This is a genomic window from Flavobacterium sp. H4147 (assembly GCF_029360735.1).
Lineage (GTDB): Bacteria > Bacteroidota > Bacteroidia > Flavobacteriales > Flavobacteriaceae > Flavobacterium > Flavobacterium endoglycinae.
Genome location: NZ_JARKNB010000002.1, coordinates 1,333,566 through 1,354,184 on the forward strand (window position 1 = coordinate 1,333,566; position 20,619 = coordinate 1,354,184).

Consider the following 20,619-nt stretch of genomic DNA (forward strand, 5'->3'; position numbering starts at 1 on the left):
TCTATGTTTTTAAGTATACAGCATATTACCTTTCCTATTGAAGATCCGCTTTTAAAATTTCTTCTGGAACTTATCATTATTCTCTGCATACCGCTCCTGCTCAATAAAATTAAAGTACCGCATCTTTTAGGACTGTTAATTGCCGGTGCTGTAGTGGGCCCAAATGGTTTTCATATTCTCTCGAGAGACAGCAGTGTTGTAGTAACAGGCACAACAGGGCTTTTATATATTATGTTTTTGGCTGGATTAGAGATTAACATGGGAGATTTTAAAAAGAATAAATGGAAGAGCATCACTTTTTCCATCTATACTTTTGCTGTACCCTTTCTACTGGGGCTCGCAGGAGGATATTACATATTAGGCTTTAACATGCTTACCTGCGTTCTTTTTGCCAGTTTATTCTCTTCCCACACACTCATTGTATATCCAATGGTAAGTTCATTGGGCATCACCCGAAATCTAGCTGTAAATATTACCGTTGGAGGAACGATGATAACCGATGTGCTTTCTTTAGTAGTTCTGGCCGTGGTAGTCGGCATGTCACAGGGAGACGTAGGATCATCTTTCTGGATCAAACTTTCCATCTCTATGATTCTTTTTGGTGTTATTGTACTGATGCTGTTTCCTGTAATAGCCCGCTGGTTTTTTAAAAATGTGCAGGATAAAATATCACAGTATATATTCGTGCTTGTTATGATTTATATGGCCGCGCTGATGGCTGAACTGGCAGGCATTGAAGCTATTATCGGTGCCTTTTTTGCAGGACTGGCACTCAACAGGCTTATACCTCATACCTCTTCTTTGATGAACCGTGTGGAATTTGTCGGCAATGCTATATTCATTCCCTTCTTTCTTATCAGCGTGGGAATGCTGATAGACTTTAACGCCTTCTTTAAAAGCTGGGAAACACTCGGCGTAGCTGCAGTGATGCTTGGCGCATCAATTGGAGGAAAATATCTTGCCGCTGTTGCAACGCAGAAAACTTTCCGTTTTACAGATGACGAAGGTAAATTAATATTCGGTCTCAGTGCTGCCTCTGCGGCCGCTACACTTGCGTCTGTTATGGTGGGTTATAATATTATACTTTCAGAAAATGAAGCGGGTGAACCTGTACGATTATTAAACGAACACGTGCTGAACGGAAGCATACTTCTGATCCTGATTTCCTGCACCATATCTTCATTTGTATCAATGGCATCTGCCCAGCGTATTGCCGAAAAAGAAAAAGAAAATACCGTTTCAGGTGAAACCGAGGAAAAAGATAAAATTCTGCTGGCACTCCACCATGAAAGTACGGTGGAAAAAATGGTGAACCTTGGGCTGCTAATCAAGACCAAATCCCATCATAATAGTATGTATGCGCTAAATGTCATCAGTGAAGACAAAAACGAATCTTCTGCTAAAAATGCCGAAATTCTCTTAGATGCAGCCGTCAAAATGGGTGCTGCGGCTGATACAAAAATTATCCCTATCAGCAGACATGATTCTGATGCGGTCTCCGGAATTAATAATGTCATTAAAGAACAGCATATTTCCGATCTTGTAATAGGCATTGAAAATGATAAAGGTTTTTCATCCTCCTTTATTTATAACTTGTACAAAGGTTATCTTCAGAATAAACAAAGCAATATTCTTGTGTATCATGCAGCCCAGCCTATAGGAACTATTAAAAGTTATACAGTCCTTATACCCGCAAATGCTGAGCAGGAACCCGGATTTTTTCATTCACTTCTCAGAGTCTGGAACATCTGCAAAAATTCTGGAGCGCAGATGATATTTTATACTAATGAAAACACAGCCAGAATTTTAAAACGAATCTGTGAGAAAGACAATATTGAAGCCACATTCAATATTGTTACTTCATGGCAGCAGGCACAAACAGCCGCTGCAGCAATAAATGAAAATGAAGGCCTTATCATTTTTATGGCTGACAGAGGCATGAGATCGTACTTTGAAAAGATGAGAGAAGTTCCTGAATTTCTTAATATAAATTTGAATAGTAATAATTACCTATTAATCTATCCATATAGAACATTAAATGAAACTGCACTTGAAAAACGATCTGTAGCTAATCATGATGACTTTGCTGAAATTGGAAAAATGATTTCTAGAGTTTTTAAATAAATTTATACTAAAAATAAATTTGAGCATCAATTTCGAAAATCAAAAATCGGAATGTTTCATGGATATTCAAAAGCCCCAATCTGTAATCGGGGCTTTTATTGACGGGATAATCATTAAAAAATCCTGTCTATTACAATTTAATTCGGTAGATAAAATAGGGAGGTTTGCCGGCGTCTGAGCTGCCTGTAAACGCAGGGGTAGTATAGAGCTGGTTAACCGAAATATACAAATAGCCATCTTTTGAAAGCGCAAGATTATCCGGCCAGTTTAATTTACGGTCGGTTATATAGTCCTTCAAGTGACCCGAGGCATCCAATTTACTTATACCAAAACCTCCAAGATTTGTAATATAGTGATTGCCGTGCTGATCTGTAACCACTCCATCGCTGATAGGCTTGTCTCCAAATTTTACAATCGACTTACCAATAGTTTCATCATCTGCACCTTCTCTGAATAATTTTGCTGGAACCTGATACCATTTAGTGCCATTCATGGCGCCAAAGAAAATAGTTTCTCTGTCATCGGATAATGTAATGGGATTAATCCCTACCCTAGCTCGTTTTCCGCCAAAGTTGATCACTTTTCCATCGATAAGCATATCCACATCTTCTGACTGCAGGGCCTTATCACCGCTGAAACGCCTTGCTGTTTTGGTAGAAAGATCAAAAGCAATTATTCCGGGATTTGAGATATCCGCCAAATAAACCCATCCTCTTGACTCATCGATGGCCAGATCCTGGATAAAGCTTCCTTTGGGCGCAATTATCTGGTCAAACTCAATTGTGTTTGTAATTTGATTTTTCTTCAGATCAAAACTGAAAAGCCTTGTTCTGCCCAGCTCTAATCCCATATCAATCATCCACAGATTGTTTTTCTTGTCGACAACTATTCCAAGCGGAGTGTCGAAAGTTTCAGCACTCGCTGCCTTTCCATTTTTCTGCAGGTCAGCTGAAGGATAAGGGACAGCTCTGCCTTTTATAATTTCGACCAGCTGTTCATTAGGAGCTCCAAGCGGATGAATCGTTGCAAATACCCTTCCATCAGCACTCACCGCCACATTTCCGGGACGTGTTTTATCGAATCTGGCTACCACTTCCAGAGAATTATTGGCTAATCTTGGCTCACTTTTCAAAACGGTGGAAGTACCTTGTGCATAACTGCCGAAAAAAAACAGACTGGCTGTTGTAGATACAATTAAGCTTTTAAATGTTTTCATAATATTCATGGGTTAAAATTTAAATACATTATTTCCTCAAACTGGAACTTGAGTGACAAAATTATACCAAAGAAAGCCGTTTATGTAGTATAAATTTGCTTTTATAGTGTATAAATTTGCCACAAGACCCTTAAATTATGACATTAGAAAATCTTCTTTACGAACCCTACACCATTCATTTTGAAACATTGGATGTTTTTCCCGATACAAGAGGAAAAAAGAACTTTTTTGAGCTGATCTTTGTCTTGTCTGGCAACGGCGAACACTGCATTAACCAGCATAGTTTCAGCTATAAAGAAAACCACATGTTTTTAATTACACCTCAGGACTGCAGTAAATTCTCTATTAAAGAAACTTCTATATTCTTTTTTTTACGTTTCAGCAACATTTACCTCAGCAGAAACGGATTTTCAGGGGATATTATACGTCGTCTCGAATATATCCTTCACAATGCAAACCATAAACCAGGTTGCATCTTAAAAAACCAAAGCGATAAAGCATTGATTCGTCCTGTAGTGGAAGCTCTACTGAGAGAAACAGTGAACAATGATTTACATCAGCAAGAAATAACGATGCAGCTGATCAATACTCTTATTGTAATTGTAGCTCGGAATATTGCCAAATATCTTCCTCATAAAATAGAAAGCACAACGGAGGAGCGGATTATGGAAATACTGCACTATATCCAGCGTAACATTTATCAGCCTGCCACAATACGCACTGAGAGGATCTGCAAAGAATTTGGAATTTCTGAAAATTATCTGGGCAAATATTTTAAACAGCATAATGGAGAAACCCTGCAATCCTACATCAACAATTACAAAGCTACCCTTATAGAACACCGTTTAAAATACAGTGACCTCCGCATGAATGAAATTGCCGACGAGCTTGGTTTTACGGATGAAAGCCATTTAAATAAATTCTTTAAGCTAAAAAGGGGAATAAGTCCTCGAAAATATAGAATCGATTTCCAGAAAGATCAGCGTAGTTCTAATTAATTGAGGTAAAAGGATACAAAAATGATAGACTTAATATTATTTCTGCCGCAAAAATTTGAGGTGAATTTACAAATAATTTGACATTGCAAGTTTCGTGGAGTATTAAGAAAGCCCCACCTACAGCTCTCTAAGTACTTTATTTTAACACGCAATTTACTGGGTTTTATTTTACTTATGAAGCAGATGTCATTTTCTTTATAAATAATGCAAAAAAAATTTCTACAATCGAAAAAACGTTCTATATTTGCACCCGCAATCAGACAATGATAGCGACATTTTTGGAGGAATGGCAGAGCGGTCGAATGCGGCAGTCTTGAAAACTGTTGACTGTAACAGGTCCGGGGGTTCGAATCCCTCTTCCTCCGCTTAGAGAGCTTAAAGGACAACTTTTCAAAGTTTACAAAAGGCTAAAAATTAACAAAAAAACCCTGCAGATCATACGATTTGCAGGGTTTTGTCTTTGTATGAATTTCAATATTTAAAGTTTTGAATAGAAAAATTATGTACGTAAGCGATATTTTTTTATTTCAAAGATTCTGGTTATTCATGCCTCCAAAATCAAATAGATCAAAAAGGTCTAAAAAATAACGATGAAATATTTATTAGTTATCACATGATTACAACTGTGCCTTTATTTTACCAGACGAATTCCAGAGAATTGCCACTGATGTCTGGGATGGAAAAAATTGCGATAGCTTGAACGACTATGGCCTTTCGGCGTAGCAATGGAACTGCCTCTTAAAACCATTTGATTCACCATAAACTTTCCGTTGTATTCCCCGATCGCGCCAGAGGCTTTGTTGTATCTCGGATAAGGAAGATAAGCGCTATTAGTCCATTCCCATCTTTCACCCCAGCCAAAAAGACTGCTTGCAGCCTCCCATTCCTCTTCAAGGGGCAGGCGCATTCCTTTCCATGAAGCAAAAGCAGATGCTTCATAAAAATTCACATGGCAGACTGCTTCAGACCAGTTAATACTCTGAAATCCAGACAGCTTATAATACCCCCAATCTCCATCTGTAAAATGCCAGTAAAGTGGCGATCTGGCCTGGTGTTGCTTTACCCAATCCCATCCTTCAGAATGCCAGTGCCTAAAATCTTCATATCCTCCGTCCTGCATAAATTCAAAATACTCAGCATTAGTGACGGGTGATGCAGCGATCTGATAAGCCTCGAGATACTTTTTATGGCGACCTGATTCATTGTCGAAGCTGAAACCTGCACCGCTGAAACCTATCTCATAAATTCCTTCAGACATTTCAATGAAATCTAAATTGTCTTGCAGATCTGATGCAAGATTCGATTGAACTCCAATATCGTCTGCTCTATATAAGGGAAAGAGCGGATTGTGACCCAATATGTATTTGATATCTGTCAACAACAGCTCCTGATGCTGCTGTTCATGGTTTAATCCCAGTTCTAAAACAGCATAAATCTCATCAGACATCACAGCTTTAGTCAGATATTTTTCCATCTGTTCATCTACATAAGATCGGTAGGCATAAATATCCGACACCGAAGGTCGGCTTAAATTACCTCGGTCTGTGCGCACTACCCTTGCTCCTACAGTTTCATAATAGCTGTTAAAAACAAAATTATACTGCGGGTTAAATTCCAGATAGCCTTCAAAATAAGGAATCAGAATGAAGGTTTCAAAAAACCAAGTGGTATGCCCCATATGCCATTTAGGAGGACTGACATCTTCAATTGGCTGAACCACATAATCTTCTGTCTGCAGTGGACCGCAGATTGATTCCGAATGTTTTCGTATTTTTTTATACTGCTCAAGCAGAAGCTGTGCCTTATTTTTTACTGATGTTTCCATACTATAATATCTTCTTTTAAACTGCTGTCCAAAACGCATCAACAAACCATTCTCTGCTGTCCATAATATTGTAATGTGGCTCAAATCCAGACTGGCAGGCTATCTTGCGTGTGTCCTCAAGAGAGAATTTCTGGGATACTTCCATGTAAACGGGTTCATTTTCCAAGAAATGAAATGTCTGACCTCCAACATTGACCTGTTGTTCCTGCAGGCTGATCAAATAACTGCGACAGGCACCGCTGACTGGATCATAGGTTTCATAATGTTCAAATTGATCTACAATAAAATCAGCATCAAGCTCTCTGTTGATACGATGGAGAAGATTTAGATTAAAAGCAGCTGTAACACCATTAGAATCGTTATAAGCATTTAAAATAGTATTAGGCTCTTTCTTCAAATCAAATCCAATCATCACCACATCTCCTTTGTTCAGATTCTTGCGGAGTTCAAAACAGAAACGATAGGCATCTTCCATCTCCATATTCCCAATGTTGCTGCCTAGAAACAAAATAACTTTACGGCGTGTAGATAGTTGAGAAGCTTTGTAAAGCATATCAAAGTATTCACCCTGCAGACATTCGATATCAAGATCAGGAAGATGTTTGCTGAGCTTCTTTTCAAGAACGGATAAGATGTTTCCCGAGATATCGATAGGCATGTACCTGAAATCGGCATCTTGCTTCTTTAGATACTCTAACAGATGAATGGATTTAGAAGCATCTCCCGCTCCAAGCTCTATTAGATCAAACGGCGTTTGTTCTGCCCTTATGGCAGAGGCTATCTCAGCAGTTTGATTCTTAAAAATATCCATCTCACAGCGGGTTAGATAATATTCGGGCATGGCCATGATCTTCTGAAAAAGACTATCTCCATACTGGTCATAAAAATATTTGGAGTTTAAATATTTGGGACTCTGCCGTAGTCCTGCATGCACATCTTCCTTAAAATGCTCTGTATTTTGTTTAGATATTTCTATATTTTCTTCTATGGTTGAAGTTGTAGCTGTTAATTTCATTGCAGTGTATTTTAATAGTTTCAGAAAGACGCGCTTTCTTTCTCTAAGATACATTTCAATTACAATAGAAAGGATTCTGATAAAATAGAATATTAACTCAAAAAAATTAGAATTCGTGCAACTTTGCAATTGCATTCCTTAAAAACAATTCCATCCTATTAGAGATAAGTATTAAAATCATGTAAATCAACGTTATGAAGACTGTAATTTTTAATAGATGAATTAGAGTTAAATTGCATAAATAAAAATGAATAATAATAAAATTTAAAAAGTTACTGCCATGAATGATCTAATTGAACAATTTGAATCAGAACTGAAAGCCTTTCTTGAATTCCGCTATAATTTATCCCTGCAGCAGAATACCGCAGAGAGATTCAATGAAACCGAGAGAGCAGCATTTGACTTTGTAGATGACTATCTGCTGAATACCCCTGATCTGATTGCAGGCGATGTAGAAAAATCTATTCAGAATATTTTAAACGATTTCATTGATAAGAAAATAAGAGACAATTAATACATCTAATTAAAAAGTGCTAAGATTTCGGCATAATTGTCATCATCATCAAACCATTCCTGGTATTGATATGCTAAAAAGATCGGTAAATGCGATCTGTCAAATATTGGATGTATAAATGCCGAGTCATGAAATAATATAACTCTGCTCCATAATTCTATAATTTAAAAACCTGTAGTGCTTTCTATTTTTGGGATAATAATTACAAAACCTTCTTAATAATGAAATCACATACAGCTTCCTACTCTTTTAAATCTTTCAGCATAGCGAATACAAATTTCACAGATGCAGAATTTCATTTTGAAAAACAGAACACATCACAAATATTAGATCTATACCGTAAACATGAGGATGAACCAGATTTTGACTGTGAATTTTTAAAAGGCATCACTCATGAGCAAACCGAAAATTCAATAGATCTTGATTCTGAGCAAGAACAGATGGATGATTATAATGACTATGAATGGGATCCCGAAATCTATGATCCGTATCTAGAGTCCACTTATTATTAATTTGACTCACCAATACAATTAAGATAATACAAAACAGCTTTGCAATTTGTACAGCCCATTATACTCTACTTTATGGTATCTTATAGAAAATAAAAAGCAGAAACTATGTTCCTGCTTTTAAATTTTTGCTTGTTTTCAAGATTTAGATATGAATGTTGTTTAACTCAACTTATTGAAAGAGTTTTACAAAACATCAAGCCTTTTACATTGAAGAAATTACAAACTCACTTCGTCTGTTTTTTAAATGTTCTTCTTCTGAACATTTTACACCGTCTTTGCATCGGTTAAGAAGCTTGCTTTCTCCATATCCCTTTCCTTTCAAACGATCCGCATCAATACCTTTAGAAGTAAGCCAGGAAACGATGGATTTCGCTCTTTTATCCGATAGAATCATATTAGACTGTGCAGAAGAACGGCTGTCAGTATGGGAACGGATATCAATTTTCATGCTTGGATATTCCTGCATTACCGCTAAGATTTTATTTAGTTCTGCTGCGGCCTTATCTGTAATATTCCATTTGCCAAGATCAAAATAAATCATGGAAATGTTCAGGGTTTTAGCCAAATCAGTTCCTACCTTAACGCCTTTGATTTCTGGATTTTCTAGTAATGCAATAACTGGTTTCTCCAACTTTAGATCCAGCTTATTTTCTGCCGCTATGGCTATAACAACTGAATTTTCTTTTGGTGAATACAGCTTTTTCTCTGCACGCACGGCATATTTTTTATTACAGTTACATGTAAAACTATAAGATCCATCATCGGCTGTCTGTACTTTTGCGACTTCTTGCTTATCTTCGTCTACAAGTGTAAGCACTGCTCCCGCAATCACAGCACCTGTCTTATTATCCGTAACTGTGCCCGTTAAAGTTCTCTCGCATACCAGTTGTCTGGTTTCTGTAAACCCATAAATATCATCGCTGCCCGCTCCTCCTTTACGGTTAGAAGAGAAATAGCCTTTTCGGGTCACGCTGTTTATAATAAAGGCAAAATCATCCGATCTGGTGTTTACAGGTTCGCCTACATTTTGTACTTGACCATAAGTGCCGTCCTGCATCATTTCAGCAACTACAATATCAAGGCCTCCAAGTCCTGGGCGTCCGTCAGTTGCAAAATAAAGTTGATTATCCGCAGAGATAAATGGAAAAGTCTCTCTTCCTTCGGTATTGATCTGAGCACCGAGGTTCTCCGGCCTGCCATATGATCCATCAGGGTTGATCAGTACGCTGAATAGATCTGACTGGCCGAATGTTCCCGGCATATCTGACGCGAAATACAGTTTCTTTTCATCCACACTTAGAGCTGGATGGGCTGTACTGTATTCATCGCTGTTAAAAGGAAGCTCTCTTATATTAGTCCAATTCCCGTCAATAAAACTTGCTTTATATAATTTCAGTAATGTGATATTTTGCCCGTCCTTACCGCGTTTTCCATCCAAATAATTATTTCTGGTGAAATACATTGTTTTCCCGTCTTTGGTAAATACAGGAGTCGACTCGTTAAACTTGGAATTAATTTCCTTGTTTAACAGAAGCGGACTTCCTGTACTACCGTCAGCATTGATTGGGGCAATGTATAGATTGGTAAAACTTTTGTTGGTCCATTTAAAGGTTTTGCCTTCCTTGTTTTCTATCTGTCTTGCAGAGCTGAATACGAGACTGTTTCCTAAAAATGCGCTTCCAAAATCCGAGCTCTTTGAATTCACACCTGCAGGATAAATAGCAAATCGCCCTGAATTACCTTTAATCTGCTCAAGATAATTCCTGTTGCCAGCAAAGAGAATCCCACGGGTGTCCGCACTGCTCTTTTTGTTGAATTCTTCAAGCATTTTATCTGCCTTCACATAATCACCTGCAGCTTTCAACGACTGAGCGTAACGGTATAAGTATTCGGGCTCCTGCTGTGCAGAAATAGCAAAAAGTCGATCGTACCAAATTGAAGCCTTTGCCAGATCTGCATTAAAATAATATGCATTTCCGAGCCTCTGGAACATCTTCTGATCCTCAAATCCTTTGGCAGCCAGCTTTTCGTAAATAGCAATAGCATCTGCGTAAGCATAGTTATTATATTCCTTCTCTGCTTGATCCAGTAGAGCCTGCTGCGCCGATGCGTTGAAAATCATCAGGGACAGCCCGATAGTATATAGTATTTTCTTAAAGTCCATAATTAGAAAAATCTAGGTGATGTAATTCGGTTATAGCCTTTCATAAACTCAAATCGCAGGAAAATCTCATGCGAACCCGAGTTGTAATTATTCAGCTTGGTGGTTTCACGGTCATAAGCATACCCGATGTACATGCTCTTACTGATCTGAAATCCTGCCATCGCACTCAGCGCAGCACTCCATCGGTACGATACTCCTGCAGCAAACTTATCATTGAAAAGGAAATTGGCTGAAACATCTACTTGAAGCGGCGAACCCTCCACCATCTTGGCAAGGGCCGCAGGTTTGAACTTAATCATCTCATATCTGTCTAGATTAAACACATAACCTGCAATAAGATAATAATTGATTTTTTCCTTGTAAATCGCATAATCATTATCATCGTAACGGTTAGTTTGGATAAAATTTGGAACAGAGAGCCCGACATAACCTTTATCAGAATGATAATACACTCCGGCACCTACATTGGGCGTAAACTTATTTTTAAAATTCGAAAACTTTGGATCTCCCTGATGCTCCATAGTCAGCTTATTAGGGTCCAGATTAAACATATTGGCCGATCCCTTAATACCAAAAGAAAGTTTGGCCTCAGCTGAAGTCTGGATGGAATACGAAATATCCGCTGAGAAATTATTCTCTGAAGTGGGCCCGATTTTATCATTTACAAGAGAGAATCCAAGTCCCAAGCTGCTGCCACTGATAGGCGTGTTAAGGGATAAAGTGCTTGTTTCAGGTGCGCCATCCAGACCTACCCACTGAGTACGGTACAGTCCAAAAATACTCATCACTCCTCTTGAACCCGCATAAGCCGGATTTATATTGATGGTATTATGCATGTATTGCGTATACTGCGCATCCTGCTGCGCAAAACCTGCTGCGGAACAAAACAATAATAGTAAAGCTAATTTTTTCATTTATCTATTTTTAATAATGGCTTAACGGATATGGCTAAGCCATTTTTATTTTTATGGAAATATTATTTGGTCAGATATAAATAGCCTGCTTCCTGTTTAGTCTTGGCAGTATCACTCTTATATCTCAGGATATAATAGTAAGTTCCTTCAGGCAGTCCTTCTGATCCTTTCACTGTTGTTCTTCCTTCTGAGTATCCTTTAAAAACAATATCATTGTTGTTGTAATGTTCTCTTTCAAATACCAAAACTCCCCAGCGATTGAAAATCTGAACTGTATTGTCAGGATAACACTCAATACCTCTGATATAAAATCTCTCATTCATACCGTCTCCGTTTAACGAAACCGCATTATAAATTTTAATACTGCATCCATCCAGTTCTATCACAGTTGGATTATTTCCGTTTAGTTCTTTCGAATCCGATGTATCTGATGTAGTGACACCAAGTGGGCTGAGTCCTGAAACGGAAGCTTGATTGGTTACTGAACCAGCATTAATATCTGCCTGTGTAAGCGTATAGGTTCCTGTAAAAGTTGACGTATCGCTCTGTCCTACAGCCAGTGTTATCGGTCCGCCTGTAATTATAACTCCAGGCAGCAGATCTGAAATCTGGATATTGCTCAACGGCACATTTCCAGTATTTTTAACGACAAAGGTGTAAGTTAGCGTTTCACCTGCCTCCACATTGCCATTTCCGTTCTCGTCATTTACTTTTACTTCCATAATAAGCGCCACAGCTGGTACTTCAACAAACAAGTGAACCGTTGCACTGCTGCAGTTATTAGGATTTGCTTTTTCACAAATTTGGTAGGTTAGATTGTGATCCCCTCCGGCAGTTCCTGGAGCTACGTCAATTGTTCCGTCAGGATTAAGTGTTATACCCTGCGGGAAATTCTGAGCTGTTAGAATCACATCTTGGCCATTTACTGGAAAACCGTTTAAGGTATCGTTGTCTAAAACATTGATTACTTCCAAAGAGCCGTTGATTCCGTCAGCAGCAACCGTATCGTCTTCATTAACCGCCTCTATTCCAAAGACAGGTGAAGCATTACAACCTGCTGAAGCCAAAGGATAATTTACAGTAACTGACTGAGTCGGATTAAGAGTAAACTGCATGGTAACAGATGGTCTGGTCAATTCAAATCCGTCATTGCCCTGCTGCCATTGTCCATTCTGGAATATCCATCCAGGCCAGTCTGTTGGTTTATTCCCTGCATCCACTACAGCACCAGGCCATAAAACCGTTCCGTTTAAAGGCATGTCAGTCTGTGTGGCTACAACACGATTCGCGCTGTCAATCCATCTGATGGTCAACAGTCCTGAAGGAGCAAAATTCTCCGCTTTCACGCTGTATCTCACATATGGAGTATTATCTGAACAATAACTCTCTGCTTCTATACTCATTACCGGAGCAACAACTGTAACGGTAACTGTAGCTGTGGCACAGTTTGCAGCATTCGTTTTTTCGCAGATCTCATAAGTCAATGTATACGTTCCCGCTGGAGCATTCGGAATTAATACCGCTGTTCCGTCAGGCTGTAATGTCAGCACATTGGATGGATCAGGAGTAATTATAGTAAGATTCACCTCATTCGGAGTTAATGGATTGTTGTCCACAGTATCATTGTCAAAAACATTAATCAGTTCCAACTGTTCATTAATACCTACGACTGTTCCAATCTCGTCCCTTACAGCTGTAAGGTTTCTCTTTTCAATTGGAATTATGACTACTGCCGGTGTTGTATCTACAGCACCGTTATTATCTGTTGCCGTAAATGTAAAGGAATCATTTCCTGAAAAAGTGCCATTAGGGTCATACGTAAGCTGTCCTGCCTCCAAAGGCGACAATACCTGACCTGCAATAACTGCTATTCCGTTTAATGCCAAAGTTCCATGTACAGGCAAAGTAACAATTGTAAAGGAAACAATAGTTCCATCTGTATCGGTAGCTGTTAAAGCGTTAACAGCCGTCGGACCTGCGCTTGCCAGAACTGGCGAGTTTGTATCATTATTAGCCACAGGCGCATTGTTCCCCACAGGGATTGTTATAACAGCCGTATTGGATACCGCATTTAAATTATCAAGAGCCGTAAAGGTGAAACTGTCATCACCCGTAAAATCACCGGCAGGATCATACGTAAGCTGCGATGCCTCCAAAGGCGAAAGCACCTGCCCCGCAGAAACCGGTGTTCCGTTTAAAGCTAATGTTCCATGTACCGGCAGGGCAGTAATTGTAAAGGAAGCAATCGTGCCGTCTGTGTCAGAAGCCGTAAGGGCATTTAGTGCTGAAGCTCCTGCTGATGAAGCGATAGGAGCATTCACTGCCGAATCCGCTGAAGGAGCATTGTTCCCCACAGGGATTGTTATAACAGCCGTATTGGATACCGCATTTAAATTATCAAGAGCCGTAAAAGTGAAAGTGTCATCACCCGTAAAATCACCGGCAGGATCATACGTAAGCTGCGATGCCTCCAAAGGCGACAATACCTGCCCCGCAGAAACCGGTGTTCCGTTCAGTGCCAGAATTCCGTGCAGAGGAAGAGAAACCACCGTATAAGAAACAATCGTACCGTCCGTATCAGAAGCCGTAAGAGTATTTACTGCTGAAGCTCCTGCTGATGAAGCGATGGGAGCATTCACTGCCGAATCCGCTGAAGGTGCATTGTTCCCCACAGGAATTGTTACAACTGCCGTATTAGATACCGCATTTAAATTATCAAGAGCCGTGAAGGTAAAACTGTCATCACCCGTAAAATCACCCGCAGGATCATACGTAAGCTGCGATGCCTCCAAAGGCGACAATACCTGCCCCGCAGAAACCGGTGTTCCGTTCAGTGCCAGAATTCCATGCAGAGGAAGAGAAACCACCGTATAAGAAACAATAGTTCCGTCCGTATCAGAAGCCGTAAGGGCATTTACTGATGAAACTCCTGCTGATGAAGCAATAGGGGCATTCACTGCTGAATCCGCTGAAGGCGCATTGTTCCCCACAGGGATTGTTATAACCGCCGTATTGGATACCGCGTTTAAATTATCAAGAGCCGTGAAGGTGAAACTGTCATCACCCGTAAAATCACCCGCAGGATCATACGTAAGCTGCGACGCCTCCAAAGTCGACAATACCTGACCTGCAATAACTGCTATTCCGTTTAATGCCAAAGTTCCATGTACAGGCAAAGCAGTAATTGTAAAGGAAACAATAGTTCCATCTGTATCGGTAGCTGTTAAAGCGTTAACAGCCGTCGCACCAGCGCTTGCCAGAACTGGCGAGTTTGTATCATTATTAGCCACAGGCGCATTGTTCCCCACAGGGATTGTTATAACCGCCGTATTGGATACTGCATTTAAATTATCAAGAGCCGTGAAGGTGAAAGTATCATCACCCGTGAAATCACCCGCAGGATCATACGTAAGCTGCGACGCCTCCAAAGGCGACAATACCTGACCTGCAGATACCGGTGTTCCGTTTAAAGCCAGAATTCCATGTAATGGTAAAGAAACAATTGTAAAGGAAACAATAGTTCCGTCCGTATCAGAAGCCGTAAGGGCATTTACTGCTGAAGCTCCTGCTGATGAAGCGATAGGGGCATTCACTGCCGAATCCGCTGAAGGAGCATTGTTCCCCACAGGGATTGTTATAACCGCTGTATTGGATACCGCATTCAAATTATCAAGAGCCGTAAAGGTAAATGTATCATCTCCCGTAAAATCACCCGCAGGATCATACGTAAGCTGCGATGCCTCCAAAGGCGACAATACCTGCCCTGCAGAAACCGGTGTTCCGTTTAAAGCTAAAGTTCCATGTAATGGTAATGAAACAATTGTAAACGAAGCAATAGTTCCGTCCGTATCAGAAGCCGTAAGGGCATTTACTGCTGAAGCTCCTGCTGATGAAGCGATAGGGGCATTTACTGCCGAATCCGCTGAAGGCGCATTATTCCCCACAGGGATTGTTATAACCGCCGTATTGGATACTGCATTTAAATTGTCAAGTGCAGTAAAAGTAAAAGTATCATCACCTGTAAAATCACCCGCAGGATCATACGTAAGCTGCGATGCCTCCAAAGGCGACAATACCTGCCCTGCAGAAACCGGTGTTCCGTTTAAAGCTAAAGTTCCATGTAATGGTAATGAAACAATTGTAAACGAAGCAATAGTTCCGTCCGTATCAGAAGCCGTAAGGGCATTTACTGCTGAAGCTCCTGCTGATGAAGCGATAGGGGCATTTACTGCCGAATCCGCTGAAGGCGCATTATTCCCCACAGGGATTGTTATAACCGCCGTATTGGATACTGCATTTAAATTGTCAAGTGCAGTAAAAGTAAAAGTATCATCACCTGTAAAATCACCCGCAGGATCATACGTAAGCTGCGACGCCTCCAAAGGCGACAATACCTGACCCGCAGAAACGGGTGTTCCGTTTAAAGCTAAAGTTCCATGTAACGGCAGGGCAGTAATTGTAAAGGAAACAATCGTGCCGTCTGTATCAGAAGCCGTAAGGGCATTTACTGATGAAGCTCCTGCTGATGAAGCGATAGGGGCATTCACTGCCGAATCCGCTGAAGGCGCATTGTTCCCCACAGGAATTGTTACAACTGCCGTATTGGATACCGCATTTAAATTGTCAAGAGCCGTAAAGGTAAAAGTATCATCTCCCGTAAAATCACCGGCAGGGTCATACGTAAGCTGCGATGCCTCCAAAGGCGAAAGCACCTGACCCGCAGAAACCGGTGTTCCGTTTAAAGCTAATGTTCCATGTAACGGCAAAGCAGTAATTGTAAACGAAGCAATTGTCCCGTCCGTATCAGAAGCCGTAAGGGCATTTACTGAGGAAGCTCCAGCTGATGAAGCGATAGGGGCATTTACTGCCGAATCCGCTGAAGGCGCATTGTTCCCCACAGGGATTGTTATAACTGCCGTATTGGATACCGCATTTAAATTATCAAGAGCCGTAAAGGTAAATGTATCATCTCCCGTAAAATCACCCGCAGGATCATACGTAAGCTGCGATGCCTCCAAAGGCGAAAGCACCTGACCTGCAGAAACCGGTGTTCCGTTTAAAGCTAATGTTCCATGTAATGGTAAAGAAACAATTGTAAAGGAAGCAATCGTGCCGTCTGTATCAGAAGCCGTAAGGGCATTTACTGCTGAAGCTCCTGCTGATGAAGCGATGGGAGCATTCACTGCCGAATCCGCTGAAGGAGCATTGTTCCCCACAGGGATTGTTATAACCGCCGTATTGGATACCGCATTTAAATTATCAAGTGCCGTGAAGGTGAAAGTGTCATCTCCCGTAAAATGACCCGCAGGATCATACGTAAGCTGCGATGCCTCCAAAGGCGAAAGCACCTGACCTGCAGAAACCGGTGTTCCGTTTAAAGCTAATGTTCCATGTAATGGTAAAGAAACAATTGTAAAGGAAACAATCGTGCCATCCGTATCAGAAGCCGTAAGGGCATTTACTGCTGAAGCTCCTGCTGCTGAAGCGATAGGGGCATTTACTGCCGAATCCGCTGAAGGAGCATTATTCCCCACAGGGATTGTTATAACCGCCGTATTGGATACCGCGTTTAAATTATCAAGAGCCGTAAAGGTGAAAGTATCATCTCCTGTGAAATCACCCGCAGGATCATACGTAAGCTGCGACGCCTCTAAAGTTGACAGCAACTGACCCGCAGAAACCGGTGTTCCGTTCAGTGCCAGAATTCCGTGCAGAGGAAGAGAAACCACCGTATAAGAAACAATCGTGCCGTCCGTATCAGAAGCCGTAAGAGCATTTACTGCTGAAGCTCCTGCCGCTGAAGCGATAGGGGCATTTACTGCCGAATCCGCTGAAGGAGCATTATTCCCCACAGGGATTGTTATAACCGCCGTATTGGATACCGCGTTTAAATTATCAAGAGCCGTAAAGGTGAAAGTATCATCTCCTGTAAAATCACCCGCAGGATCATACGTAAGCTGCGATGCCTCCAAAGGCGACAATACCTGCCCCGCAGAAACCGGTGTTCCGTTTAAAGCTAAAGTTCCATGCAACGGTAAAGAAACAATTGTAAACGAAGCAATAGTGCCGTCCGTATCAGAAGCTGTAAGTGCATTTACTGCTGAAACTCCTGCTGATGAAGCGATAGGGGCATTTACTGCCGAATTTGCTGAAGGCGGCTGATTAATAACTGGTGTTACTGTACCTGAGTTGTTTCCTTGAGTTGGGTCGTCTTGCTCTCCGGAAATCGATGCCGTATTTACATAAGACCCTGTCGCATTTATTATGGCTTCCATTGTAAGAGTTGTGCTGGCTCCGATAGCCAAATTGCCAATGGTCCATTCTGTTCCAGCCCATGTTCCTGTTGAAGGCGTTGCGCTTACAAAAGTATAACCTGAAGGAAGCACATCGGTTACTTTAACTCCTGTGGCGGCGCTTGGTCCAGCATTTGAAGCTGTAATGGTAAAAGTAACCATACTTCCAACATTTGGAGTAGTATTACTAATATTTTTAGTTACCGAAAGATTAGTTTGAATTAAAGGTGTCGCGGTAGCCGAATTGTTAGCTGTTGTATTATCAGGATTATTTCCTGAAATAGTCGCAGTATTAGCATATGAACCTGTAGGATTAACTGTTGCTGTCACTGCCAATGTACTGCTTGCTCCGTTAGCAAGAGAACCAACTGTCCAATCAGGCTCAGACCATGTGCCTGATGAAGGTACTGCGCTAACAAGAGTATATCCTGAAGGAAGTACATCCGTTACTGTAATACCAGTCGCCTTATAAGGGCCGTTATTTTTAGCTGTCACTGTAAATAAAACATCGTTTCCTATACTTGGCGTAGCATTATTTACTGTTTTTGTAACTTCTAGATCCGCGGGGCATACGGCACCTTCAAAATTTCTGGTGGTTACAATTGTTCCGCCGCATGAAGTGGTTACTGAATACTGTACTGAAACAATTCCTGCTCCCGTAAAAGTAAGCGTATTGCCTGATAAGGTTCCAGGACCGCTCACAAGGGTTAACGTACCTCCTGCAGGTGTTGGATTTAAAAGGACTGGATCATCTATACAATATTTTGAATCGGGACCTCCCCCTGTTGAAATTGGCTGGATCACCGGATTGGACTCTGCACCGCAGATCTGTACATCAGCAGTAGCGAAAGTATACGTTGCTTCTTGGGTCGTATCATTTGTTCCATCTCCCATACTTCCTCTGATTCGATGCCCTGCATAACCAAATTTGGTCTCACAGCTTTTCACTATCATAGAGGTATGCCCTCCTGTTTCAACAGCTAAAATACGGTCTGAAGCAGAAATACCACTCGGCATAATAGGGTTCGCAGGATTAGCACTGGTTCCAAGTAAATTATAATCATTTTGTCCAAAAGCATATAAATTGTAATTACTGTTAATCACATTTACAGCGCCATACTCAGTATCATGCTCTTGCACACTGATCCATTTTATATTATTCATCTCTGTGCCATTGGCAGATGTATATTTAGGCTGTACCCAAGACAGTCTGTCGGCTGTTGCCCAATTTCCTAGCTGTCTCCCACTGTTCTCTCCCAAAGCATACAAATTTCCATCAGTTGCCAGAACATAGTAAGATCTCTCGGTTAGGTTACCTGTAGACCCAATCATTTTAGGGGTTATAGATGCAGGCAAGGTCATTTGTACCGCTCTGTTCTGACTAGCTATAATTGCTGTATTATTTCCCAGAAGTACATTATTTCCCCAAACATATACGGTACCATCTGACTTTAAAGCCATAAGACCGTTGTAATTACCCCTGCAGGCAACAACACCTGTCAGATCAGGATTTCCTGTATCGGCAGTTGTCACTTTGTACCAGTTCAAAGCATCACCGGCACTACCATTACCTCTAACACTTGCAGTCTGGGAAATCACCCATACATCACCGCTGCAGGTAGTAATTGCCAGTGTTCCATAAGTTGCAAACATCATCTTAACATCACCAGGAACAACCCCGCTTGGAAGACCATTGGTATTACCTCCTATGGTTATCTTTTGAAAGGAGGTACTTGAAGTGATGTCCGCATGAAGAACTGCTCCTTCTGTTGACCATGCATATAATCCATCTGTCGCCAGCAGTATTCCCTGAGTATTATTCGCAGAACTGCTCCCCAAGGCCGCTTTCAAAGGCGTAGCACTTGCACTTAAAGCCGGATAATTGGTTCTGTTTATGACACGTGGTGACAATACATTAGAAGTTCCATTATTTGCCATTCTCTCCCCCCATACTTGAAGAGAGCCGTCTGAAGTTCTTACAATGGTACTGTGAAAACTCGATACAAAATTATCGTATTCAATAGATGAGGCATCATTATTTGAATCGGCTCCAAAATTAGATAAATTGGTACCCGAACAGCCTGTTATGGGAATTGCGCACTGCGCATTTAAGAACTGGCTGCATGCAAAAAACACAAAAAACAAAGCAATTGCTTTTTGTAAATTTGATCCGCTGTATAAATTAAAGTAGTTTTTTATCATACTTGTTGCTTGGTTATTTAATTAACTGAGGAAGATTGTAGGTCTGCACTTGATTATTAAAATCATAAAAATCAAACATCAGGTAGGTTTCCTGATTGACAACTCCCGATACTCTGTATTTCAATATCTGAATTTCACTGCCCATAACTATCTGCTGATCTAAAGGCTCGGCAGTGAGCGAAACTCCTAATCCAGCGATTGTTAGTTCAGGAGACGGTATCAGTTTTATAGAATTGTCTTTAGAGCTTATCTTTACAGGAACTGAAATGATTAGATCAGAATAATTTCTGCCACGCAAAATCTTTTCTGAAAAATTTATTTTTGAGAAATTAAAAGACATTTTAACAGGCGTAACCTTTACTTTAAATCTTTCTTGAAAAGACGGATGATGACAGCTTTCATCATGTTTTTTATTTTCTTGAAAGTTAATATCATAGTCTCCTGTCTTTTCAAAAGTGTAATTATTAATCTCTTTTCCGCGTAATGTTGCATAAATATTATTTTGGGAATTGCTTACTGTCCAGGTTACGGATTCATCAATGTTTCCAAAATCAATTTTTTCTCCAAAAGAAATTGTCTTGTAAAATTGCCGCAGTAAATCAGGACTGTTACTCTGAGCTACCGATCGGTAAGAATGCAGTAAACTGTATAGAAGCAGGTAAAATAACAGTTGTTCTTTTCTAAAAGATGTTGGATATTTAATCATGGTCGTTAAAAAAATTAATTAATTGAGCTGTTTGCTAATCGACAGCGAAAATACCCCATACATAGCGCGTCAGAAACGTTTATACTTTCACTATAGCGCAAAAATGAAAGCTTTTTTTTCTCACAAAAGACATAAG

At 40.5% G+C, this 20,619-nt stretch carries 11 protein-coding genes and 1 tRNA gene; 5 read left to right on the forward strand and 7 right to left on the reverse strand.

Annotated elements, in window-relative coordinates:
* The first annotated feature begins 3 nt into the window (after positions 1-3).
* Entirely contained in the window at positions 4-2,124 is a 2,121-nt protein-coding gene (locus tag P2W75_RS13665) for a cation:proton antiporter (RefSeq protein ID WP_276380869.1), read from the forward strand.
* 130 nt (positions 2,125-2,254) lie between these two features.
* Here the strand turns inward: P2W75_RS13665 and P2W75_RS13670 are convergent, their stop codons facing one another.
* On the reverse strand, positions 2,255-3,340 hold the full coding sequence (locus P2W75_RS13670; RefSeq protein ID WP_276380870.1) for an L-dopachrome tautomerase-related protein: 1,086 nt from the start codon (positions 3,338-3,340) through the stop codon (positions 2,255-2,257).
* Between the two features lie 137 nt (positions 3,341-3,477).
* Here P2W75_RS13670 and P2W75_RS13675 point away from each other — a divergent pair, with 137 nt between their 5' ends.
* Complete coding sequence (locus tag P2W75_RS13675) at positions 3,478-4,338, forward strand: AraC family transcriptional regulator (protein ID WP_276380871.1); 861 nt, start codon at positions 3,478-3,480, stop codon at positions 4,336-4,338.
* Between the two features lie 280 nt (positions 4,339-4,618).
* Positions 4,619-4,703: transfer RNA gene (locus P2W75_RS13680), tRNA-Ser, on the forward strand.
* A 266-nt stretch (positions 4,704-4,969) separates the two neighbouring features.
* Here the strand turns inward: P2W75_RS13680 and egtB are convergent.
* Together egtB and egtD are read right to left on the reverse strand one after the other, a co-directional pair.
* Positions 4,970-6,163, reverse strand: coding sequence for an ergothioneine biosynthesis protein EgtB (gene egtB, locus P2W75_RS13685; RefSeq protein WP_276380872.1), 1,194 nt, complete (start codon positions 6,161-6,163; stop codon positions 4,970-4,972).
* A gap of 16 nt (positions 6,164-6,179) precedes the next feature.
* The gene (egtD, locus tag P2W75_RS13690; protein WP_276380873.1) at positions 6,180-7,178 is read right to left on the reverse strand and encodes an L-histidine N(alpha)-methyltransferase; all 999 of its coding nucleotides are present in this window, start codon (positions 7,176-7,178) and stop codon (positions 6,180-6,182) included.
* Positions 7,179-7,458: 280 nt separating this feature from the next.
* On the opposite strand from egtD, the gene P2W75_RS13695 reads away from it, so the two are divergent.
* Together P2W75_RS13695 and P2W75_RS13700 are read left to right on the forward strand one after the other, a co-directional pair.
* Complete coding sequence (locus P2W75_RS13695; protein ID WP_207297308.1) at positions 7,459-7,692, forward strand: hypothetical protein; 234 nt, start codon at positions 7,459-7,461, stop codon at positions 7,690-7,692.
* A gap of 221 nt (positions 7,693-7,913) precedes the next feature.
* Positions 7,914-8,204, forward strand: a complete 291-nt coding sequence (locus tag P2W75_RS13700) for a hypothetical protein (protein WP_276380874.1) — start codon at positions 7,914-7,916, stop codon at positions 8,202-8,204.
* A 202-nt stretch (positions 8,205-8,406) separates the two neighbouring features.
* Here the strand turns inward: P2W75_RS13700 and P2W75_RS13705 are convergent, their stop codons facing one another.
* The 4 genes from P2W75_RS13705 to P2W75_RS13720 all read right to left on the reverse strand — a co-directional run bounded on the left by P2W75_RS13705 (position 8,407) and on the right by P2W75_RS13720 (position 20,483).
* On the reverse strand, positions 8,407-10,368 hold the full coding sequence (locus tag P2W75_RS13705; RefSeq protein ID WP_276380875.1) for an OmpA family protein: 1,962 nt from the start codon (positions 10,366-10,368) through the stop codon (positions 8,407-8,409).
* A gap of 2 nt (positions 10,369-10,370) precedes the next feature.
* Positions 10,371-11,282 carry a type IX secretion system membrane protein PorP/SprF gene (locus tag P2W75_RS13710; protein ID WP_276380876.1) on the reverse strand — a complete coding sequence of 304 codons (912 nt, stop codon included), beginning with the start codon at positions 11,280-11,282 and terminating at the stop codon, positions 10,371-10,373.
* 62 nt (positions 11,283-11,344) lie between these two features.
* Positions 11,345-19,777, reverse strand: coding sequence for an Ig-like domain-containing protein (locus P2W75_RS13715; RefSeq protein WP_276380877.1), 8,433 nt, complete (start codon positions 19,775-19,777; stop codon positions 11,345-11,347).
* 13 nt (positions 19,778-19,790) lie between these two features.
* Positions 19,791-20,483: a hypothetical protein gene (locus tag P2W75_RS13720; RefSeq protein ID WP_276380878.1), complete on the reverse strand. Its 693-nt coding sequence runs from the start codon at positions 20,481-20,483 to the stop codon at positions 19,791-19,793.
* Positions 20,484-20,619 lie beyond the last annotated feature (136 nt).